This window comes from Bacillus sp. XF8, assembly GCF_017498755.1.
Taxonomy (GTDB): Bacteria; Bacillota; Bacilli; order Bacillales; family Bacillaceae_G; genus Bacillus_A; species Bacillus_A bingmayongensis.
Window position 1 is genome coordinate 163,568 of the sequence record NZ_JAGDQK010000010.1, and the last position, 23,629, is coordinate 187,196.

General features: G+C 34.8%; 19 protein-coding genes and 2 pseudogenes. 2 read left to right on the top strand and 19 right to left on the bottom strand.

Annotated features, from left to right (window positions below; genetic code table 11):
* Positions 1–4 precede the first annotated feature (4 nt).
* The 13 genes from cydC to J4P91_RS07680 form a co-directional block, all read right to left on the bottom strand.
* A complete protein-coding gene (cydC, locus tag J4P91_RS07620; protein ID WP_207993461.1) occupies positions 5–1,738 on the bottom strand; it encodes a thiol reductant ABC exporter subunit CydC in 1,734 nt (577 codons plus the stop codon).
* Complete coding sequence (gene cydD, locus J4P91_RS07625; protein ID WP_207993462.1) at positions 1,731–3,434, bottom strand: thiol reductant ABC exporter subunit CydD; 1,704 nt, start codon at positions 3,432–3,434, stop codon at positions 1,731–1,733. Before cydD ends, cydC begins: the two co-directional genes overlap by 8 nt.
* Positions 3,434–4,450, bottom strand: a complete 1,017-nt coding sequence (gene cydB, locus J4P91_RS07630; protein ID WP_207993463.1) for a cytochrome d ubiquinol oxidase subunit II — start codon at positions 4,448–4,450, stop codon at positions 3,434–3,436. Before cydB ends, cydD begins: the two co-directional genes overlap by 1 nt.
* Positions 4,437–5,837 carry a cytochrome ubiquinol oxidase subunit I gene (locus tag J4P91_RS07635; protein WP_207993464.1) on the bottom strand — a complete coding sequence of 467 codons (1,401 nt, stop codon included), beginning with the start codon at positions 5,835–5,837 and terminating at the stop codon, positions 4,437–4,439. Before J4P91_RS07635 ends, cydB begins: the two co-directional genes overlap by 14 nt.
* A 687-nt stretch (positions 5,838–6,524) precedes the next feature.
* The gene (locus J4P91_RS07640; RefSeq protein WP_207993465.1) at positions 6,525–7,580 is read right to left on the bottom strand and encodes an LLM class flavin-dependent oxidoreductase; all 1,056 of its coding nucleotides are present in this window, start codon (positions 7,578–7,580) and stop codon (positions 6,525–6,527) included.
* A gap of 16 nt (positions 7,581–7,596) precedes the next feature.
* On the bottom strand, positions 7,597–8,538 hold the full coding sequence (locus J4P91_RS07645) for a ring-cleaving dioxygenase (RefSeq protein ID WP_207993466.1): 942 nt from the start codon (positions 8,536–8,538) through the stop codon (positions 7,597–7,599).
* 51 nt (positions 8,539–8,589) lie between these two features.
* Positions 8,590–9,033 (bottom strand): MarR family winged helix-turn-helix transcriptional regulator, encoded by a 444-nt coding sequence (locus J4P91_RS07650; protein ID WP_017152192.1) that lies wholly within the window; start codon positions 9,031–9,033, stop codon positions 8,590–8,592.
* Positions 9,034–9,188: 155 nt separating this feature from the next.
* On the bottom strand, positions 9,189–10,193 hold the full coding sequence (locus J4P91_RS07655; RefSeq protein ID WP_051128664.1) for a branched-chain amino acid ABC transporter permease: 1,005 nt from the start codon (positions 10,191–10,193) through the stop codon (positions 9,189–9,191).
* 1 nt (position 10,194) lies between these two features.
* Complete coding sequence (locus tag J4P91_RS07660; RefSeq protein ID WP_017152194.1) at positions 10,195–11,055, bottom strand: branched-chain amino acid ABC transporter permease; 861 nt, start codon at positions 11,053–11,055, stop codon at positions 10,195–10,197.
* A 25-nt stretch (positions 11,056–11,080) separates the two neighbouring features.
* Positions 11,081–11,785: a branched-chain amino acid ABC transporter ATP-binding protein gene (locus J4P91_RS07665; RefSeq protein ID WP_207993467.1), complete on the bottom strand. Its 705-nt coding sequence runs from the start codon at positions 11,783–11,785 to the stop codon at positions 11,081–11,083.
* On the bottom strand, positions 11,763–12,536 hold the full coding sequence (locus tag J4P91_RS07670) for an ABC transporter ATP-binding protein (RefSeq protein ID WP_207993468.1): 774 nt from the start codon (positions 12,534–12,536) through the stop codon (positions 11,763–11,765). Before J4P91_RS07670 ends, J4P91_RS07665 begins: the two co-directional genes overlap by 23 nt.
* 111 nt (positions 12,537–12,647) lie before the next feature.
* The gene (locus J4P91_RS07675; RefSeq protein WP_207993469.1) at positions 12,648–13,865 is read right to left on the bottom strand and encodes a substrate-binding domain-containing protein; all 1,218 of its coding nucleotides are present in this window, start codon (positions 13,863–13,865) and stop codon (positions 12,648–12,650) included.
* Positions 13,866–14,157: 292 nt separating this feature from the next.
* Entirely contained in the window at positions 14,158–15,381 is a 1,224-nt protein-coding gene (locus tag J4P91_RS07680; RefSeq protein ID WP_207993470.1) for a serine hydrolase domain-containing protein, read from the bottom strand.
* A gap of 166 nt (positions 15,382–15,547) precedes the next feature.
* Between J4P91_RS07680 and J4P91_RS07685 the strand changes: the two are divergent.
* Positions 15,548–15,796 (top strand): annotated as a pseudogene (locus J4P91_RS07685) (SDR family oxidoreductase); the annotation flags it as partial.
* A gap of 88 nt (positions 15,797–15,884) precedes the next feature.
* Here J4P91_RS07685 and J4P91_RS07690 read toward each other — a convergent pair.
* Positions 15,885–16,811 (bottom strand): CobW family GTP-binding protein, encoded by a 927-nt coding sequence (locus J4P91_RS07690; RefSeq protein ID WP_017152200.1) that lies wholly within the window; start codon positions 16,809–16,811, stop codon positions 15,885–15,887.
* 279 nt (positions 16,812–17,090) lie between these two features.
* Positions 17,091–18,533 carry a flavin monoamine oxidase family protein gene (locus J4P91_RS07695; RefSeq protein ID WP_207993519.1) on the bottom strand — a complete coding sequence of 481 codons (1,443 nt, stop codon included), beginning with the start codon at positions 18,531–18,533 and terminating at the stop codon, positions 17,091–17,093.
* Between the two features lie 254 nt (positions 18,534–18,787).
* Here J4P91_RS07695 and J4P91_RS07700 point away from each other — a divergent pair, with 254 nt between their 5' ends.
* On the top strand, positions 18,788–19,732 hold the full coding sequence (locus tag J4P91_RS07700) for an L-lactate dehydrogenase (protein WP_026049228.1): 945 nt from the start codon (positions 18,788–18,790) through the stop codon (positions 19,730–19,732).
* A 95-nt stretch (positions 19,733–19,827) separates the two neighbouring features.
* Here J4P91_RS07700 and J4P91_RS07705 read toward each other — a convergent pair.
* From J4P91_RS07705 to J4P91_RS07715, 4 genes and pseudogenes are all read right to left on the bottom strand, one after another.
* Positions 19,828–21,066: pseudogene (locus J4P91_RS07705) on the bottom strand (transglutaminase domain-containing protein); the annotation flags it as partial.
* A 153-nt stretch (positions 21,067–21,219) separates the two neighbouring features.
* On the bottom strand, positions 21,220–22,254 hold the full coding sequence (locus J4P91_RS07710) for an AI-2E family transporter (protein WP_017152204.1): 1,035 nt from the start codon (positions 22,252–22,254) through the stop codon (positions 21,220–21,222).
* Positions 22,255–22,668: 414 nt separating this feature from the next.
* Entirely contained in the window at positions 22,669–22,800 is a 132-nt protein-coding gene (locus J4P91_RS29385) for a hypothetical protein (protein WP_017152205.1), read from the bottom strand.
* Between the two features lie 170 nt (positions 22,801–22,970).
* Positions 22,971–23,573 (bottom strand): nitroreductase family protein, encoded by a 603-nt coding sequence (locus tag J4P91_RS07715; protein WP_207993472.1) that lies wholly within the window; start codon positions 23,571–23,573, stop codon positions 22,971–22,973.
* Positions 23,574–23,629: the final 56 nt, after the last annotated feature.

A 23,629-nucleotide genomic window follows, 5' to 3' on the forward strand; every position in this document is an offset into this window, starting at 1 on the left:
GATTTCACATCCCTTGATCCATCTCATAAAGTCTACGATATTTCTCATTTTCTACAAGAAGTTGCTCGTGACTACCTTGCATCGTGATGTGACCATCTTCAAGGAAAATTATTTCATCCACATGCTCAATCCCTATAAGATGATGTGTTACCCAAATTACAGTTTTATCTTTTGTTGCTGTAAACATCGTTTCTAATAAAGCTGATTCTGTTTTAGGATCCAAACCCATAGTCGGTTCATCCAGTACAATAATTGGTGCTTCTTGCATAAGAGTTCTTGCAAATGCGATTCTTTGTCGCTCTCCCCCAGAAAATCTCTTCCCCATTTCATGCATTTTTGTCTGAAGTCCATCTGGAAGAGACGAAATGTGTGATGCGATTTGTGCTTGTTCTAAAGCATGCCAAATCTCTTGATCGGCTGCTTCTGATCTCCCGATACGTACGTTATTCCCAATCGTTGTATCAAACAAATGTGGTTTTTGATTTAATACAGAAATATACTTAGATAAAAAATCAGTATGTGCTTTTTTCCTATCAACCAATATCTGACCATCTATTAGTTGTAATGCTCCTGTTAATAATTTTAATAAAGTAGATTTTCCTGTCCCACTTTTTCCTAAGATAGCTATCTTTTTTCCTGCTGGAATTTTAAGTGATATATTTTTCAATACGAATTCGTTACTTTCTGGATAATTATACGAAACATTTTCTAATTGAATTTCCACTTTCTTTGGTACACTAAAGTTTTTCTCTTCATATACAAAGTTGTCCTGATATTCGCTAGAAGAAACGACAGCACTTTCAATACGATTAAGTCGACTTATAGAATCTATATACGATGGAATTCGATCAACTGCATCTGAGACAGGTATAAGTGCATTTGTCACTGATAATGTCATTAAAACAAACGCTGCAATAATCGTTGGGGCTATTTGTTCACTTTCTGCCTGTTTTCCAGCCCACATAATCATAGAAATTACAACGATTCCTATTGTTAAGTGGATGATCCCATCTCGAATATGTTGCCAACGTTTCATCTTCTTCTCGATTTTTAGCAACGAAATATTATGCTCTGAATATTCCTTTATAAATTCAGCTGTTCGTCCACTTGCTTGCCAATCAGATAATCCAAATACAGCATCCGTTAGTTGCTGGTATAAGTGATTTTTGCCCTGCTTCAATGTAGTATGGTGCTTTCTCATCAAAAATAACGATAACATTGGAACGAAAAAAATAATAACAGCTAACATACTCCCCGCCGTAATTGCAAATATCCAATCAAACGTTCCAAGAACTGCAACAAATATACTATATACCGCTAATCCCAATATACTAGGAAAGATTGTACGCAAGTATAAATTTTGCAGATGTTCAATGTCCTCAGATAATACGCCTAATACATCTCCTGTTTGAAAACGAGAACGTAAAAACAAAGCCTGCGGTTCTACAATTCTATATAACTTTGTACGCATCTTTTCTAATATACGAAGGACTACATCATGGCCAACTAGTCGCTCCATATAATGAAAAACAGCTTGACCTATGCTAAATGCTCGTGTTGCAACAATCGGGACATATACAGCCATTATATTTTCTGGTCGAAGAGAAGATTTAGAAATTAAATAACCTGAAATGAATAGAAGCATCGCACCTGAACTCACTCCAAAAATTCCAAGGACAACAGTTAGAAGCATTCTACCTTTATTTTGCTTTATATAAGGCCCAATCCAGTTATTCATTTTCCTTCTCTCCTTTCAGTATAAATAGCTCTTCATACGTTCCTTTTTTTATCATTCTACCTTTTTCTAAAACAAGAATATGATCCATTTGTTTCATCCAATGCAGACGATGCGTTGCAAGGAAAACAAGCTTTCCTTTGAATAAACGAAGCATCGCTTGTTTTATCTCAAACTCTGTTTCAATATCAAGATGAGCCGTCGGTTCATCTAATAAAATAATAGGCTTTTTACTTAAAAGAGCACGTGCCATTGCAATTCGTTGTTCCTGTCCTCCACTCAGCATACGGCCCCCTTCTCCAATTCTTTCGTGCATTCCACTTGGTAAGGATTGAACAAGCGAACGAAGGTCTACTTCATCTATAACTTTCTCTACGTCTTCATCGGTTGCATCTGGTTCATAAAAACGAATGTTATCTTTTAATGAAATTGGAAAAACATATGGCTGTTGCGGAATATAAGCAATGTTTTGTAACCAATTTTCACGCGTTAATGAGTTTATTTTTATGCCATTTATCATTATGCTTCCATGCGTAGGCTCAAGGAAACCTGCTAACACATCTATAAATGTTGATTTTCCGGCCCCACTTTCACCAATTATCCCAATTGCGCCATTACCTTTCCACGAAAAGTGCACATCTTGTAACATTGCTTTTGCAGGTTCATCATTGCAAACTGATATATGGTTTAATTCCATACTACTAAAGGAATCCCATCTAATCTTTTCATCAATTGACTGAGCTGATATATTTTTATGTTTTTGTAAAATCTCTTCAATTTGCTCCATTGCAATTTGTCCATCTAACGTCGCATGATAATTTGCCCCGACTTGGCGAATTGGCAAAAAGTATTCTGGAGCTAAAATTAAAATAGTCAGAGCAGGTAATAAAATGATAGATCCATCTATTAAGCGAATTCCAAGACCTACTGCAACAAAAGCAATTGATAAACTCGTAAAGAAATCCAGTGCAAAAGAAGAAAGAAAAGCAACTCGCAATGTGCGAATCGTTGCTTTTCGATATCTTTTACTGACCTTTTCAATTTTACCTTCATGCTCTTTGCTCTTCCCTAAATATTTCAATGTTTCTAATCCTTTTAGCGTATCTACAAAGTGATTCGATAATACACGATATGTGTCATATTGCTTATCAGCCATTTTCTGTGCCGCTAAGCCTAAAAGAATCATAAAAACAATAACAATTGGTATTGTTACAACTAAAGTTACAGCTGAAGTAACATCAAGTATAAAGACATATATGACAAGAAGTACCGGGACGATGCAACTTCGAATCATTTTAGGGATTGTTAACTCAATGTATGTTTTTAACTTTTCAACCCCTTCAACCGATAAGGTCACCAGATGACCAGTTCCGCTTATTTGTACAAACTTTGGTCCTAATTTGAAATATGCTTCTATTAATTGTTTACGTAATGCTAATCCTGTTTTTTCTGCAAAGCATTCTACGAAAAACTGTGACATATGAACAAGTATTTGTCTTACGGCGAATGAAATTCCAAAGTATAGAATTTCGTTCACTACTTCCTGTACTTGTGCACCTTGAAATAAAAATGTAATAGAACGCGATAAAAATATCGCCTGTGCAATGATACTACACGCTTCCAAAATACTCATAAAACTTAATACTAAGTATAAAAACCGGCTACCAGGATACGATGGGAGTCCTCTTTGTCTTTTCATTAGTACTCCAAATCGTTGTTTGACTTAACAGGTTGTTTAAATACATAAAAACTCCATATTTGACTTCCTATAACAAACGGTAAAATAGTAATAGAAAAATAACTCATGAGTTTTAATGCATAAGCCCCTGATGCCGCATTATAAATTGTTAAATCATTCGCTGCTCCTAATGTGCTAATCATGACACGTGGGAACATACCGATAAACACACTTGCACTAAGTAAAATGATTGTTAAACTTGTCATAAAGAAAGCCCAACCATCTCTTCTTCTTTTATTTAATAATGTAGAGGCAAATAACGCTACAAAGGCTCCAATTGGAACCATAATCCACTCTGTTCCATGGACAGTAAAAATATCAGTTTTCCATAACCCTACACCTGCAAAAATAAGAAGTGTTATTAATGTAACAGGAGCAATTTTTATCGCAACAATACGTGCACGTTCCCGTAATTTACCTGTTGTACGTAAAGTAATAAATTGCAATCCATGAACAATACATAAAAGAAGGAACATTACTCCGCCAAGTAAGGCAAATGGATGAAGTAATTGCATGAATCCGCCTACAACATTTTTATTTTCATCAATTGGTACACCAACCATAAAATTTGAAATTGTAATCCCCCAAAGTAGAGGTGGTAATACACTTCCAATTAATATCCCCCAATCCCATATACCTTTCCATTTATGACTTTCTATTTTACCTCGGAATTTAAAAGCGACTCCTCTTATAATTAAAGCGAGAAGTATAAATACAAAAGGAATATAGAAACCACTAAATAGTGTGGCATACCAATGTGGAAATGCTGCAAACATAGTGCCACCAGCACAAACAAGCCATACTTCATTCGCGTGCCAAAACGGTCCAATTGTATTTAAATATATTCGTTTTTCCAAATCATTTTCCCCTAAAAATCTTGAAACTGTCCCTACTCCGAAATCGAAACCTTCAAGTACAAAGAAGCCAATAAATAAGGTTGAGATAATTAAAAACCACAACTCATTAAGAGACAACATACCCTTCCTCCTTATCAAACGGATCATGGCTTTGATAATCCTTTTTAGCCTTCTTATTCGCATGCCCTTTAATTATACGAACGAATAAGTAAACACAAATTCCTCCTAAAATTAAATACAGTGATGTGAATGAAATAAGCGAGAATAATACTTCTCCAAATGTAACATTTGGTGATACAGCATCTTCTGTTTTCATAACGCCAAAGACAACCCAAGGTTGACGACCCATTTCCGTCATAATCCAGCCTACTGTATTCCCTATAAACGGCAGTACAATCGCATAAACTATCATCTTTAAATACCAAGGCTTTTCAGTTAAGCGATCTTTTCTTGATAAAAACCATCCATAAGCTCCTAGAAGTAACATAAATGTCCCGCTCATTACCATTGCTCTAAAGCTCCAAAACATTGTACGAACTGGTGGGATATAATCTCCAGGTCCATATTTTTCTTCATATTGCTTTTGAAGTTGGTTCATCCCTTCTACTTGACCGCTAAATTTGTCGTAGGACAATAGACTTAACATATATGGAATTTGAATTTCAAACGAGTTTGATTTTGTTTCCGGATTAATGTTTGCTAAAACTGTAAATGGTGCTGGATCTTCACTTGTATTCCATAACGCTTCAGCTGCTGCCATCTTCATTGGTTGTGATTTAATTAAATGCTGTGCCTGCGCATGCCCAAAGAACAATACAAACGCTGTTGCAATTGTTCCAACAATAATGGAGATTCGGAAAGATTTTTTAAACATTTCGGTTTCTTGTCTTTTCGAAATTTTCCATGCACTAACACCAGCAATAAAGAATGCACCTGTTGCCAGCGCTGCCGTAATCGTATGTGGAAACTGTACCCATAATTGTGGGTTTTGGATAATCGCCCAAAAATCATTCATTTGTGCCCGCTCATCCACCATTTCATACCCTACTGGTGCATGCATAAACGCACTTGCAGTTAAAATCCAAAATGCCGATAACATTGTTCCAAGTGATAAAAGCCAAATACATAGAAGGTGAATTCGTTTCGGGAGTTTATCCCAACCGAATACCCATAACCCAAGGAATGTAGACTCCATAAAAAAGGCTAATAGCCCTTCAATTGCAAGTGATGGTCCAAAAACATCACCAACAAAACGTGAATAAGTTGACCAGTTCATACCAAACTGAAATTCTTGTAAAATACCTGTTACAACACCTACTGCAAAGTTAACAAGGAATAACTGCGCCCAAAACTTCGTCATCTTCTTATAAATTTCTTGTCCCTTTACCACATACAACGTTTGCATTAACGCAATGATAAAAGCTAAACCAATAGACAACGGAACGAAAAAATAATGAAAAATCGTCGTGGATGCAAATTGTATTCGTGCCAATTCGAGCGTATCCATACTAAAGTCACTTCCTTCTTAGATTTTTTATATTTTAAAATAGATTGAGTCGTAATGATTAAACTGATAGTCATTGCAGCCCAATCATTTGGAAATACGAAAAGATGAAACCACTTATGTATTATTCGAAAATATAAATTTTCAGTCTTTTCATCCATTAAAGACAAACATTTTTTCATGAGATTTACCTTTTTCACTATTTCCACAGTGTTTTGTTCGTTAATCGAATTGTATAATATACTTACATAATAAATTCAGATGAATTTTGACTTATTCTTGACAGGATTTTGTCTGAAATATGTCTTTTGTAATTTTTTTGAAATAGAAATTTCATATTACAAAAAACTGTTTTTTAAACATACAATCTATTTTTCAAACGATTAAAGACCAGAAAATCACTTTGCACACTTGACTTCCCCTCCAAAAAATGTCCCTGAATCCCATCCAGAAACCCTCTTACATTTTGTCAAGAGAAAAATGTATTTTCAAAATTCAAATCAAGAATATTACTATTCACAAATAGAAAAATCCCTCTCCTTTTTTATATAAAAATTCACATTTTGGTCATTTTCCAAAAGTGTACAAATTTATCGAACTACTTCTACCTTCACTTCGTTTAAGGAAAACTTCTCAATTAAAGTAATAAAAACACCGAGAATGGATTACATTCCCGGTGTTTCTTTTGACTTATTTTGCTGTGTACTTTTTAATAGCTGGCATAATTTCAGTCGCAATCAATTCAATATTTTTTACAATCTTACCAAATGGCACACCACCAAAATCAATTTGTGCCTTAAATCGTTGTTGCCCATATAATTCATATTGGTAGAGCATTTTCTCAATAATTTGCTGTGGACTACCAATCATTAACGCATCTCGATAATCTATCGCCCCTGTAAATTGTTGCTTCGGATAACCTCCACCACGTAATGCAAGCATACCAACATTAATATGAGGATAGTATTCACTAAGTGCATCCTGTGAATTTTCCGCTGTATAAAATAAACTTGTTGTCGCAATTGGTAAAGTTGCTGGATCAAATCCACTTTGCTCTGCTGCTTCACGATAAGCAACTACTGAAACTTTAAAATTAATAGCCGGTCCACCTAGTGTCGTTAACATCATCGATACACCAGCATGTCCTGCTTTAATTGCACTCGCAGGTGGTCCACCAACAGCACGCCAAACTGGTATCTTATTCTCTTTAGGTCTTGGTATAATAGTCGCGTGTTCAAGCGGTGCTCTGAACTGACCTTTCCAGGTTACACTTTCTTCGTTATTTATTTTTAATAAAAGCTCCATTTTCTCTTCAAATAATTCCTCATAATTATTTACATCGTAACCAAGTAAGCTATATCCTCCTATACGTGAACCACGTCCAGCAACAATTTCAGCTCTGCCATTTGAAATTAAATCAATTGTGGCAAAATCTTCATACACACGAACGGGATCCGATGTACTTAACACCGTTGCCGAACTAGCAATTTTAATATTTTTTGTTGCCTGTGCAATTGCTCCTAAAATAACCGTATGGGCCTGAGTTGTAAAGTACGTTTGATGGCTTTCCCCAATAGCAAAGACATCAAGTCCTGCTTCATCAGCTAACTTACTTGCCTCAATTAATTCTCGAATGCGCTGCTCTGCACTAATCTTTGAGCCTGTATGCGGATTTGGTATGTGATCCCCAATCGAATATAAACCAAACTCAATCCCTTTACTTGTATCTATACGATATTGTTGCATCATTTCTCTCTCCTTTTTACTCAATTGGTGTTAACTTTTCTTCAATTTCTACACGTCGATCTTCTAAAAATGGTGGTAAATCTAGCGCTTTACCAAGCTCTTCAACCTTTGAATCTATAGTAAATCCAGGACCATCTGTCGCAATTTCAAATAAAATACCATTTGATTCCCGAAAATATAAACTTTGGAAGTAAAAACGATCTACAATCCCTGTTGAATGAAATCCATTTTCTTTAACAACATTGTCCCAATACCGCAGTTCTTCTTCGTTTTTTACTCGGATTGCTAAATGATGAATACTTCCTCTCCCAGGCTTTTCCTTCGGTCCCTCTTTCTGTTTCACAACAATTTCTCCAAATGACTGTCCACGAACAGCCTGATAAATTGCTTCCTCATCGGAACGAGATACTTCTACATAACCAAACATTTCCTTTAAGGTTTTTCCTAAGTCATCCAAGTCACGTACTGTGATTTCAACAGTTCCCATTCCTAAAATACGATGCTTTTGATTTACAACAGAATCATCCCACGCAGACCAATATTCTGGTATCTCTTCGCCTTTATTATTTAACAGTACCAATTGTAATCCATCTGGATCTTCAAAATGTAAAGCATCTCGCCCAGCATATGTTGTAATTTCGCTATACTTTACATCCAATCGTTCAAAACGTTTTTTCCAAAATACAAGACTTTCAAATGATGGAACAAGTAAACCAATTTGTGTGATTGCATTTGTACCACGAGTCGTTCTTCCTGCCATAGACATTTCAAAAAATGAAAGCTCTGTTCCTGCACTCCCTGTTAAATCTCCATAAAACAAGTGATACATAGAAGGATTATCTTGATTAACAGTCTTTTTCACCCGGCGTAACCCTAATACCTTTTGATAGAATTGATTATTCATTTGAGCATTTTTCGTAATCATTGAAATATGATGATGTCCAGGAATTGTATACATTTTTGTTCCTCCCTTTTTCATTTGACTAATCAAGTGATAGTGCAAAAAAAATTACTCTGGTGGTAATTCTTTTTTCTGACTATGCTTATGGACACGTGTTATTAGCTTATATAGTGTTTCTTGTTCTTCTTCGTTTAATACATCATCAAAAAATGATGATTGAAATGCAAGTTGCTCCGGTAATGCTTGTTCTAAAATAGATTCCGCTTTCTCCGTAAGACTAATCATTTTCGTTTTCCAGTCCTGCTTACGTACAATATATCCTTCTTTTTCAAGACGTGCGAGCATACGCGAAATACCGCCTTGTGTAACCGTAACTTTTTCAGCTAACTCCATTTGCGTGAGTGGCTGATAAATTCGAATTTGCATGAGTACATCAAATTGAGCAGTTGTTAAATCAAAGCGTTTTAAAAAGTCATTTGACAACTGATTACTTTGGTTTGTAAAACGAATTAAGCGCAACCAAATTAACGATCCTATTGTATTTTCACGCATTTCGAATACCTCCTCATCACTGATCTTTTTATCACTTTACTACTCAACTGATAAAATTGCAAGCCAAAAATCTCTATCAGCGGACTACCGCTCCGCTGATAGAGATTTCATCTCACTTACCTTCCACATTTCCCTTTAGATCTTTAGGCAGGGTTTCATGCACTATGTTCAACTTCCTTACTTTTCTCTTTCCTCTTCTTTTTTGTTATATTTCTTATTTTTTTAACCGTTCCAGCCAACCCTGTTGGGAATCCTAATAATACAATAATATATAATAAACCTAGGAAGATCGTCCACCGTTCAAAGATTGGATACTGCGTCGCAAGTTCTGATAAATAATACTTTAGAGATTCAATAATTCCTGCGCCTGCTATTGCTCCAACTAATGTGCCAACTCCCCCAATCATTGTCATTAATAAAGCGTTTAAAGTCATTTCAATTGAAAAAACAGTTGTATTTACAAAACGCAATGTGATAACAAATAAACCACCGCTAAGCGCTGCTACTATTCCAGCAACTACACTCGCAATAATTTTATAATGAAGAATTTTAAATCCAAGTGCTTCTACACGTTGCTCATTTTGCGAAATTGCTTTCAAAACTTTTCCGATAGAGGATTGTGTAAATAGACGAAGTAATAGAAAGATTACAACTAGACAGAGGAGTGTAATGTAATAAAATGCGAAACGATCACGAAACATATCAGGTACACCAAATGTAAAACCATCTCCTCCATGCGTGACAGCTCGCCATTTTTCAGCAAGTACAAAGAATAGCTGGGAAATAGCCAGTGTTAGCATCGCATAAAAATGGCTTTTTAATCGCAAAGAGAGCAAACCAATTATATAACTGATTATCGCTGATAGTACAACCGCTACCCCGATACCGATTAAAAAACTTGCTATAGAAACTTCCTGTCGATCTAATAAGAGTGCAACACAATAAGCACCTATTCCAAAAAACATACAATGACCGAATGAAACAATTCCTGTATATCCAAGAAGAATATCAAAACTCATTGCAAATATTGCAAAGATGAAAATTTGTGTGAACAAAATGAGTAAGCTCCGTGAATCATTTACGAAAGGGAATACACTTAAACAAATCAATACGGCTATCCCAAAATATATCCCGGCCCGATTAAATGTGATGTTCACCATTTCACCCCTTTTCACCAACAAGTCCCGTTGGCTTGACTATCAAGAAAAATAATAACATTAACATATTTATTGCGAGTGATAAATCAGGTATATAATACGCTGTAAACGCTCCAGCCAAACCAACAATTAATGATGCGATTGCTGAACCTTGCACACTGCCTAATCCTCCAATAATGACCACAATAAAAGCTAAAATAGCATACTGCATCCCCATTTCAGCAAAAATAACCCCTGAATATGGTGCAAGAAGAAACCCGCCTAACGCCGCCATTCCAGCCCCTAATAAAAAGACAAATGAAAATATAGCCTTTATGTTAATGCCAAGAGCTTGAACCATCTCCTTATCTATTACACCCGCACGAATCATAAGGCCAATTTTGGTTTTACGTAGCAACAACATCAAGCCAATATAAATCAGTACCCCAACAACAATAACAAACAATCGATACTTTATTAATATAATTCCATCAAATGTGAAGCTCCCTTGTAACCATGATGGTAATTTAGCTCCAATTGGATTCGGTCCCCAAAATACTTTTATACATTCACTAAGTACGAGCATTCCACCAAGTGTAACAAGAAGTTGGCGAACATGATTTCCATAGACAGGCCGAATGAGAAATCTTTCTAAAACGAAACCAAGGAACATTCCCATCACAACTGCTCCAATTAATGCAAGTATATAACTACCGGTCATATTGAATAACCAAACCCCTGTAAAGGCTCCCCATGCAAACAAGCCACCATGGGCAAAATTAAGGACGCTCATTAAGCCAAAAATAAGTGACAGTCCAGATGCTAACAAGAAAATAAGCATACCTGTTGAAACGCCGTTGACAAACAAGTTAACTAACACGTCCACGTCCTATACCTCCTCCGCATCAATGTTAAGAAATCCCTAAATATTTATGACATGTTTCCTTATCTTCTTTCAGTTCATTCATTGGACCTTTGTGTACGATTTTCCCATTATCCATAATGTAAAAATAATCACCTATTTGACTTGCCATCATAAAATTTTGTTCCACAAGTAAAACAGTTGTTTTCTCTTTCATTTTCAAAATAGCCGACATTAACTTTTCAATCATAATTGGTGCTAACCCTTTACTTGGCTCATCGATAAGCAACAATCCATCACTATTAATGAACGCCCTTGAAATTGCTAGCATTTGCTTTTGCCCTCCGCTTAAAAATCCACTCTTTTTATGCCAATATTGTTTTAAGTCTGGAAATAAATCGAGCATCCATTCTACCTTTTCCGCATATTCTATCCCTTTCTTCGCTCCAGCAAGAGCAAATGTTTCTTCTACCGTTAAATCATGAAAGATTCCTTGATTCTCTGGCACATACCCCATACCTTTTCGCGAAATTAAATGAGTGGATAAACCATTTACTTTTTCATCACCATAATAAACCTCTCCATTAGAAATCCGATGAAATCCCATGATAGAACGTAAAGTTGTTGTTTTTCCAGCACCGTTTCTTCCGAACAACACTGTGATTGTTCCTTTCTCAACCTCAAAAGAAACACCTTGCAAAATATGAAACTGATCCAAATACGTTTCTATATTATCCACTTTTAATAGTGTCACCGTGTAATCCTCCTAAATATGCCGTTTGTACACGCTCATCCTTCATAATTTCCTCTGGCACTCCTTCAGCTAATAATTCACCATGGAATAATACAATAAGATGATCTGACAAATGCAAAATCATATCCATTTTGTGTTCAATAAGTACAATTGTATTCTCTCGATTTTTCTTTATATTCTCTATTACTTGAAGAATAGCCGGGACTTCCTCAACAGAAATACCTGCTGTCGGTTCATCAAGAAGCAATACATCTGTCCTGAGCGCCAACAGCATAGCCAGTTCTAATTTCCTCTTTTCGCCATGTGCTAAATCTTTCGCTAACACTTCTTCTTTTTCATGAAGCAATACTGTCTTCAAAAGCCGCCTTGCCTCTCCCATCTGTTGTTTCAATCGAGAGAAACTTGGAAAAAAACGATAATAATCTTGGACAAAAGACTGTACACTTAAACGTACATTTTCAATCACTGTTAATTCTGGAAAGATGTTCGTGAGCTGAAAAGAACGCCCCATTCCAAGGCGCGTTCGCTCTGGAATCGATAACTTTGTAATATCACGTTCTTTAAAATAAATCTCTCCTTTTGTTGGAGTAATCTGTCCACTTAACAAGTTAAATAGAGTTGTCTTTCCTGCTCCATTCGGTCCAATGATAGAAATAAGTTTCCCTTTTTGTATCGTCAAATTTACATTTTTAATAACATGATGTTCTCCAAATGAGACACAAAGGTCTCTAGTCTCTAACAAATTCTTCACTCTATTGTCCTCCCCCATAAAAATTTTTATTTTTAGGGTAAAAAAAGAGAGACGGATGTAAAGAGAGTTATCCTTCTCTCCTTACACCTTTTAATTTAATGAATATTCTGTTTATTTATTTTGAATTGGTGGCTCTGTTTCTTCCATTGTTAGTTCGCGCTCTAGAACAGGTACTGGATAATCAACACCATCTTGTTTTTGCAACGTTATAGAATAAAGCGTTTGCAAAGCTTGGTGGTCTTTCTCTCTAAATTTCATTTTTCCCTTTGGCGTATCAAATTCCATTCCTTCCATTTTCTTAATAAGTGTATCAACATCTGTATCGCCTTTCGTTTTCTTTAAGGCTTCAACAATGGAAATTGCCGCTGACATTCCTCCAGCTGTAAATAAATCTGGAACTGTTCCATTGAAACGCTTCTTATGTTCTTCTACTAACCAATCGTTTACTTTATTTTTCGAAAGGGTATGATAATACACTGAAAATCCTTGCATACCTACTAATGCATCCATCGTTTTTAATGCTGGTATGTCCGGTGCTCCCGTTGAAATCTTAATCCCTTGTGCCTCCACGTTCATATCTTTTAACTGCTTCCATGGTGAGTTTGCACCAGCCCAAGCAATGAATAAATAATCAGGTTTTGAACTAATGATATTTTGAATATTTGCCGTAAAATCAGTAGAATTCGTATCAGCATATTGTTCGTTTACTATATTCGCACCTAATTTCTTTGCCCCAGCTTTAAATGCAGCAATCCCTTCACGACCAAATGCATTATCTGGTGCGAACGTCGCAATCTTCACATCTTTTTTAGCAATTGATGCAGCGCCAGCAATTGCATCTTGAGATGAATTTCTTCCCGTTCTAAAAATGTATTTATTCCAGTTCTTACCTGTAATACTATCTGCAACTGCAGGCTCAACGACCATTACTTTTTCATACTCTTCCGCTAGTGGTAACACTGCTAATGTATCACTTGAACTTGAAGATCCAACGAGAAAGTCAACCTTATCTTCTTCTAATAGTTTCGTAGCTTTTTTAACCGCTACATCCGCTTTCGTTTCCGTATCCTCTACAACAAACTTAATCTTCTTTCCTTCGACTTTCCCTGTTCCACCTGTTGCATAATCGAGTCCTAGTTCAAATCCATTTACTGTTTGTTTCCCATACGATTCAAGCGGACCCGTTAACGAAGCAAGAACACCTACCTTAATCGTTTTCTCATTGTCTGTACTTACTTTTTCTCCCGAACAACCGGCTGTTACTAACAATGAGCCAAGAATACATCCCGTAAACACCATTTTTAGCCACTTACGTTTTTTTGCTGACATTGTGATCCTCCCCATACTTTACTTTCTGATAGAATCAAATACGCCATAGTAAACCATCCGTAATCATGACTTTTCGCTTTTAACAATGTGAATTATGTTATCAATAGAAAATTCTCGAAGTACTTCTACATTCGCCAGGCATTTACAAATCCCTTCCAATGCATTTGTAAATATTCATACAATTATTTAAATTATACATTTAAATAACTGTTCTCTTCCTCTAATATATTAGCCCTACAAAAAAAGACTAACTTCCAAAGTGAGTTAGTCTTTTCCACCAATCGCACTACTCTTAAGACTCTTTACGTAAAAAGTCTACTATTGCACGATAAACGGCATACATTTCGTAGTGATGTTTTTCAAAACTAGGATCAGCACTTGTTCTCACAATAACAAGGTTTTCTGGTTGGTTTATATAAATATTCTGACCCCAAATTCCTATAGCAAGAAATTCTCCGACTATATAATCTGGTCCAGGAGTCCACCATTGATACTGATAATTATCAGTGAAATGAGATTGATTATCTTTCAGTAGATTATGTCTTTCAGGTATGGTTGATTCTCGAATCCACTCTTGTGAAATAATCTGTTTCCTCTTCCAATTTCCATTATGTAAGTAGAGCAATCCAAATCTAGCAAAATCTCTCAACGTAGCATTCAAGAAAGAATAAGGTATCGTGCTCCCATCACTACCTATATTCCAAAATGCATGTGACTCCATTCCAAGCGGTTCCCATATTTTCTCTTGTAAATATTGTGCTAAATTCCGTCCAGTTGCTTTCGCAACCAGCATCCCTAACACTTGTGTATCTATACTTTTATAAGAAAATTTCCCAGAAAATTCTTTATACTTAAATCGGTTTATATAATTATTCACACCCTTACTTGTAATCAATGATGCCTGCATTAGCATATAAAAATCTGATGAAAAATTATGATAATCTTCATTGAAATAAATGCCAGAACACATCTGTAGACATTCCTTAATAGAAACATTCTTATATCCCGAGTCCCTTAACTCTGGCAAATAAGTGATGATTAAATCTTGCACTGATTTGATGTGCCCTTCATCAATCGCTATACCTACTAAAGCTGATAAAAAAGATTTTGCGAGAGACCATGATGTATTAAGTGATTCACATGTATTTCCATGAAAGTATTGTTCATTTACAACTTTATGATCTTTCATGATGATAAAACCCGTTGTGATCGTATTTTTAAGAAACTCATCAAGAGTTGATTGCTTCCCATTATAGCTATACGTAACATTCATATCCTTCAAATCATAATTAAATTGAGAAATAGCTCCTTTACGTTTCACCTTTTGAGCCGGATATATTTTATAAAGATTGCGGAAATTTTCAATTGTGTTTTTCTTATCGAATAGTGTAAAAAAATCCATAAAACCCTTCTTATCTGTGGTCTTCCTATTCCTTACAATCAGTAAATCGTTTAAACTAACAGCTATTGAAGCCGGAACACTAATAGTTCTTGTAAAACTATATTTCTTATTCATCTTATTCTCCTTGAATTAAAACATATTCAACCCGATATCGTTAATTATGAACAGCAAGGAAAGATCTCCAAAAAATTCATTCCAATGTGATTATGATTAACTTCAAAAATACAAAATATACAGTGCCATTTACAGTTCATGTATGAATCTATTCACAAAGCTCTTAGCTGCTTTAGAATTGGCTTAATACGGTATTCACGTGATTGCATTAGCACTGGGTGCCATTGATACACCCATTATTCAAGGCTATAAAGATTTAAGGTTAATTGATGCAATGAAAGCAAAAGTAATGGGAAATAAATTAACTCAACCTGAGCAAATCGCAGATACTATTCATCTTATTTCATTGGAGGAAGCAAGTACAATTAACGGGAGTGTTGTTATTGCAGATGAAGGTTACGCTTCCTTTAAATAATATTAACTTTCCAATCACTATCATTTTCACACATGCAAAAGCAGCGTAGAATCTATAATTCTACGCTGCTTTTCTATATCAACACAAATTATGAAATTGAGTTACTCTCTAAACCATCTAATCCTTCTGCCAATTGTTTCTTATCTAAATTCTCACCAATCATCACAAGATTTGTTGGGAACCCAAAGTCCTGCTCCAATAAAATGGGTACACCAAATGAGTATTGTAATAGGTGCGGATATTTATCTCCATGAAATTTCACAAATCCCTTAACTCGATATATTTCCTGTGGCAAATTGGAAAGCCATTCGTATAGTTGATCTTGATCGATTGACTTTGCAAATTGATATGTCATCGTTTGTATATGTAAATGCTGTTTCACATGTAACGTTTTATGTTCTTCATTACCTTCTAATTTCACGCCTTCTATATCTTCTAAAGATATATTGCAATACTGTGTTTCATACAATTTCGCATATTTATTTATCGCTGCTACTTCTTCTAAAATCTGTTTCTTTTCCTCATCTTTTAGCAAGTCTGATTTATTAATAAGAATATGGCTTCCGTATTTGATTTGTTCATTTAGAAGTTGTTGAACATTTTTACTTAATGTATCACGATTTAACCATCTCATTGCATCTAATACAACAACAATTGACTTCACCTCAAGAAACGGAGCTAAAATAGGTGATAAGCATGCATCCAACACTTCAATTGGATGAGCAACTCCCGTTGTTTCTATATAAATTACATCCGGTCTTTCTTGTTGATATAAAGAATGTAACTGAATCTCAAGTTCATCTTTCAACGTACAACAAATACAACCTTTGAGAAGTTCTCTCAAAACATTCTCTTTCCCTATAATATCTGTATCTACCGAGTATTCTCCTATTTCATTCATTAAAACAGCAACTTTTCGATTTTTCTTTTTTTCCGCTAATAATAAATTTTGTAGCAGTGTTGATTTTCCGCTACCTAAAAAACCGCCTAATATATGAATTTCTACTTTACTCATATGACCAACCATCCATTTCATTCTAACTACTTTTTATCATTTCCTATTTCATTATTATAGTTTTTCTTACTTTTTACAACTAACAAAAGAGGATTCCATAACACCCCTCCTCAAACAGTAATCATTACGATTTATGAAATCTATTCTATTAAAAACTTTTTCATTTGTAAATAAAAAATGATAATCTATTTCAATTAATGCTTTAAAATACAAGTCACGATTAAGGGTCTAATTCATATTTATATAATTTAGACCCCTACTTATGAACATTTGATATATTCATTTGGGCAAGTCATTTACTTCATATGCAACCCGTATTCCAGATTCAATTGCTCCTTGCATCCAACCATGAGTGAGTGTTGTATGCTCACCTGCAAAATGTATTCTCCCTTCAGGTGTCGGCATATAAGGGAATAGTTCCAGTTCTTGCCCTGATTCAAAAGCAGTAAATGCTCCACAAGAATAAGGATTTTGCCCCCAGCTAAACGATGTACCTGTTACAAATTCAGCATAAACTTGATTTCCGTAAATTCTCGCTAAATTTCTTAATGCATAGCGAATACGTTCTTCATTAGTCAGACTGTCCCACGTTAATGCTTCATCTGCCCATGTATAACTTGCTAACAGTACAGCTACTCCCGCTGTATGGATCCCTCGGCTCGGATAATATGTAAATCGAATTGGTAAGTCCGTTATCGATTTTCCGCCATATTGCCCCGCCTTTTCCCAAAATCGACTTTTAAATTCAATTGCAATTTTTGTTGAAGCCATATAGTTAAGCTCACGAATCGCTCTTCGTTTGTAATAAGAAAAAGAATGATACGGTTCAATTTCTACAAAACGCAAAGCAGAAAATGGGATTGTTATAATCGCAAGATCTCCTATCGCCATAAACTGTTCTAAAGTTTGCTCGTGATTTGTCTGGATCGCAACACTGTTATCGTATTGTATTATTTTAGTCATTTTGTAATTTAAAAATATATTTTCCTTTAACTGTGGTAAAAATGCTTTGGGTAATGCATCCATCCCACCTGTAATCTCATAAAACTTCGTGGTAGATGTAAAAAAAATCATTTCTCGCAATACTTCGATTAAAGATATTCCCATAAAAGCTTCCATATCAAGAAGTACACCAATCATATCAATTGCCCCATCTGAAAAATAACAACTTAAGAAAGTACCTAATGAATATCTTCTATATTGTTTTTCTACAATAGTCCAATTTTTATCTGGGTCTTTCTTAATGAAATCAATAATCGGCTGTAGTGCTAAATTCATTAAGTCTTCCGCGGTTTTCCCTTTTTCCTCTAGTCTAACTGGATAATGTAAAACACTCGGATTTTGTTCAAATGTATGAAGGCGTGTTCGAATACCATTTGTATAAATGATATCCATAGGAGTTCGATTTATAAATTCGTTCATTGGCAAACGAAATTTATTTATATATCCTAAAGTTAAAGTCTGTACATCAGGGATACGCATTGGTCCTGCATTAAAATATAGTCCCTTACTGAAAGGAGCCCGCAGCGTAAGTACTCTTCCTCCTATTCTGTTATTCGCTTCAAGAATTTTAACTTTATGACCAGCATCCTTTAAAAGCGAGGCACTAACTAATCCCGCTAATCCAGCCCCCACAATAATAATATTTTTAGGGGCTTGCGACTTAGAAAGTCCTTCTTTAATGATTCGCAGCATTTGTTCCGTCGTTAATTTGTTATTCATATTATGAGGCATCCCAATTTTCTCCTCTTCAAAAGGATTTCATTGCATTATATTCAATGAAAAAGATGCCTATGTTTAATTCTTCATGTTCTAAAAAGATTATAATGGATGAATTTTCAAATACTTGAATATCTTTTATGAAATGTAATAAACTAGTTTTGAATCTGTCGAAGTAAGACCTATATATTTTCTTACATATGATTGAATTGAAAAAGCAAGATCAAAAAATTTATGAAATGGCGAGGAATTTTCAGATGAAAAAAGGTATCGATCGTGTTGTATTAGTCGGAACAGGAGCTGTAGGATGTAGCTATGCCTACTGTATGATTAACCAAGGTGTTGCAGAAGAGTTCGTTCTTGTTGACGTAAATGAAGCGAAAGCAGAGGGAGAAGCAATGGATTTGAGTCATGCGGTTCCCTTTGCTCCAGCACCGACAAGAGTTTGGAAAGGTAGCTATGAAGATTGTAAAGACGCAGACCTTGTTGTAATTACAGCAGGCTTACCACAAAAACCAGGTGAAACTCGTTTAGACTTAGTTGAAAAAAATGCTAAAATCTTTAAACAAATTGTTCGCAGTATTATGGATAGTGGATTTGATGGCATTTTCTTAATCGCGACAAATCCAGTCGATATTTTAACATACGTAACTTGGAAAGAATCTGGATTACCAAAAGAACGTGTCATTGGTTCTGGTACAACGCTTGATTCTGCTCGCTTCCGATACATGCTAGGAGAATATTTCAATATTGGTCCTCACAACATTCATGCCTACATCATTGGTGAGCATGGTGATACTGAGCTTCCAGTTTGGAGTCACGTATCCATTGGAATTCAAAAACTACAAACAATCCTTGAAAAAGACCATCAGCACAACCAAAAAGATTTAGACGACATCTTTGTAAATGTCCGTGACGCTGCTTATCATATTATCGAACGAAAAGGTGCTACGTACTATGGAATTGGCATGTCGCTATTACGTGTAACAAAAGCCATTTTAAATAATGAAAATAGTGTACTAACCGTATCTGCTTATCTTGATGGACAATATGGGCAAAAGGATGTATATATTGGCGTTCCTGCAGTTATTAACCGACAAGGAATTCGTGAGATTTTAGAAGTTGAATTAAGTGAAGAAGAAGAATTAAAATTTGATCATTCGGTACAAGTACTGAAGGAAACAATGGCCCCTGTCCTTTAAAGAGAATTGCTCTTTCATTAAAAAATTTATGTTTTTATAAGGGTGTCCTAAAAGATTGATGAAATCGCCCTTTTAGGACACCCTTTTTTCCTGCTTTAGTACGTAAATGTAATTGTCACCAATGAATATCCAACTTGTGCGCTATAAGGTGCTGCTTGATAAGATACTTGTTTTGCACCTATAGGCCAAGAGATTTCATTTAATGCTTTCTTAATATCTTGAATTGCTCCATTCATAGACTGCCTATAACGAATTTCAACTTTCGTTGGTTTTGATGCAAATTGCTGCTGCAATTTCCCTTTAAATTCATTGTAGTTTTCCGCTCCATATTGAGCAGATAAATAAAGAAGGTTTGTATCGTGTAACATTTGTTGATATACCAAAGCTTTCGGACTACCTGCCTTTATTTTATTTGTTAATTCACCATAGTAATTTGTTACTGCTTTCGGGAATGCACTACGGTCCCATTGGTGATCTTTACTTAATTGTTCATCTGACATGTTAAAGTAAGAGTACATAACTCACCCTTGTTTATCGGGAACAGGGTCATCAAACGTTGTATCAAGATGATACCATTTCCTGTTCCTGTTACAATATGAGATTCTATCTTTGCTTCTTTTAGCAATTGATATGTTAATAATGCATATCCTTGGCAAACTGCTGAACGATTTGCCAATGCTTCATATGCCGTATAAGCTTTATATGAAGTATCATATGAAACACGCTTCACAACATAATCATGAATTGCTTTTACTTTTTCATGTTCATCCATTCCAGCCTTAACAATTGAATGAATAATCAATTTCGCCTGTTCCTTTACATATTGCGTTTGTTCTTTTGATTCACGATATGTAATATTCAATGTGAATACATAGTTTCCAGGTATACCACGTATTGAATACTTTGTATTTGCTACATTATGTTTTAAATATTCATCTGAATCTACTGTCTTACCGTATTCTTTAACAAGCGTATCCATAACTTCTTGAAGATTATTATGATTTGTTTTATATGTAATTGTAATGTTTTCTTCTCGATTATCAATATGCTGCTTTAATTCTTGCTGAAACCCTTTTAATAAGTTTGTATCACTAGAATTTTTCTCATCAGGCAACACATTCTCGTTAAGACGTTTCTTATACTCCAATGCATTATATAAAAACTGTGCGTATTGTTCACGAGTTACTGTCTTATTTGGTTCAAATTTCCCATGACTGGTTCCTGATGCAATGCCATTTGACTGCACTAATAGCTCCCTTTGCCCAAGATGTTTCTGGCACATCATTGAAGGTATGCTCATTAAGCACAGGAACTTTGAAAGCATTCTTGATTAGAGGAGATTCTCATCCTCCTCTAATCATTATCTTTCACCAGTCGAACCTTTATGACAGCTTCTTTCTAACTTCTTGTAGGGTTCTTACTTGATAAAATCGACTTAGAGAATAATCATACTTATATCATTCTCTGAAGAAATCTCTAATTCATTGCTATTTATTATGGATACGATCCTCTTCTTCATTATTCACCTCAAGCACATCAAGTAAAAAGATAAAAATCGGAATCCCAATAATAAGGCCCCATATCCCTAAAAAATGCTCCGAAAATATAAGAACCATAAATGTATAAAAAATTGGCAAATTCGTTTTTGCAGACATAAATTTCGGATTTAATAAATAGCTTTCAATCGCATGAATAACTGTAATGAAAATTAATATGTATACGACATACGCAATCCCACCAATGTTATAAGCGATGATACAAAGTGGAAATAGTGAAATAATGACACCTGCAACAGGAATAAGACCGAGCAGAAAAATCATAACTGCTAATACAAGTAGCTGCGGGAATCCTAGAAATACAAGGGCAATGACAGAAAGAATACAGTTTACAACTGCGATTAAAAACTGTGCCTCAATAACTTTTCCAAATGAACGGACAAATTTCTGACCAAAGTATGCAATTTCCTCATAAAAAATACTAAGTTTACTATCCCTACATTTAGAAGTAAAAGCAATAATACGCTCTTTTTCTAACAAGAAAAATAAACTTAAAATAAGAGAAAGAAAAATTTGGAAACTTACCTTTCCGATATTCGCTAACGATTGATAAATCACATCCACACCTTGTTCAATATACTTCGATACTTCCATCTGATTAATTGCAGCAAGCACATATCTGATCATTTCATTATCAGGAGGATTTTTAAAAAACAGCTTAAATTGGTGAATCAATTGTGAAATTTGTATTGTTAATACAGGTAAATATTTATATAAGGTAGTAATAATAAACGCTACTAAAACAATGTATAAAAAAGCGATAATCACTTTCCTATTTATCCGTACAAAACGATTAATCTTTTCAGAAATAAACCTTTGAAACCGATCCATTAAAAACGTAAGGATAAAGGTAATTAATATTAAATTAATCATACTTTTTAGCCCGTATAGTATAAGAGCCAAAATGACTAATACAAGAAGCCGCTGAAACCCTCTACTTTGAAAGAAATTTTTCATTTGCATCATTTATTTCAAACCTCCTCCTTCCAGTTTCTTTATCCTGTTCATCATGAATAGTTCTATCAATTCTTAAATAATAAAACACTCTATTTAAAACATCTTATGAATAAAACTCTTCAATCTTTCTTTTAACTTTGAAAAGTCTCATTTTCCATCTGTATTATAAAATTCTCAAACAACTCTCACTTCACATATTATTATAATTCTCTAAAACTCTCTATTCACAATCTTATGTATTCTATCATTTATCTTTATTTATATGTAAGCACTCTCCCACTTCATATAATCCGTAGCGAGAGAGTGCAAATTACACTTTTCTTTATATACATTGTGTTCTTTCTAAATCGTATAATCCCTCTTTATATTTGTACACACAAATATAAAGCATCACTACCCTTTTTCTAGATTTTGGGAGATTCCCTATTTCCCCTTATCGACTTGCTTCGCTAGTAATTCCTTTACTTGATTATACGTTAACCCTGAATTTTTATTTAAGCGTTTCACTTCATCAATATCAGTACCTACAACAGTATATTTCTTCTCTTTATTCATCACGACACATCCTTTTATAAAATTCCACTAAGTCGAGTACATATTATTTGTTATATTTCTTCCCTAAACTAAGAATTCATACTCGTTAAATCCTAACTGCTAAAATCATTGCATGAAAAAAGAAGCTATTTGGCAAATAGCTTCTTTTTCTACTACATATATTTTCCGTATTAATAAAATTTCACTACATCTTCAATAGGTAAGAACGTTCTTTCACCTGGTTGTTCATTTGGCTCACCAAATGGCATTTGTCCTACTAAGCTCCACTCTGCTGGGATATTCCAAGTTTCTTTCACTTCAGCATCTACAATTGGATTATAGTGTTGTAATGATGCTCCGATTCCTTCTGCAGATAATAGCATCCATACAGTATGTTGTAGCATTGCATTTCCTTGATGAGACCAGAATGGGAACTGTTCTTTATATAATGGTGCATTTTCTTGCATTTGTTTTACTGTCGCTTGATTTTCAAAGAATAATACTGTTCCTACTCCTTCGCGGAAACCTTTAAGTCTTTCTACTGTTGCTTCAAAGTTTTCTGCTGGCACGCGAGCTCTAAGCGTTTCTTTTACGATATCCCAAAACCTTTCATGCTCTGCATCCATTAATACAACCATACGACCACTTTGCATATTAAAAGATGTTGGTGCATGCAAAGCTGTTTTTAAAACTTCATTGATTCTTTCTTTTGTAATCGTAGCATTTTTTGTTACTTTACGAATTGAACGACGGTTCACAATTGCTTCTTTTAAGTTTGTTGTAGTTACTGACATGTTAATTCCTCCAAGTATATAAGTTGTATAATTTATTTAAACAAATAGATTTGATT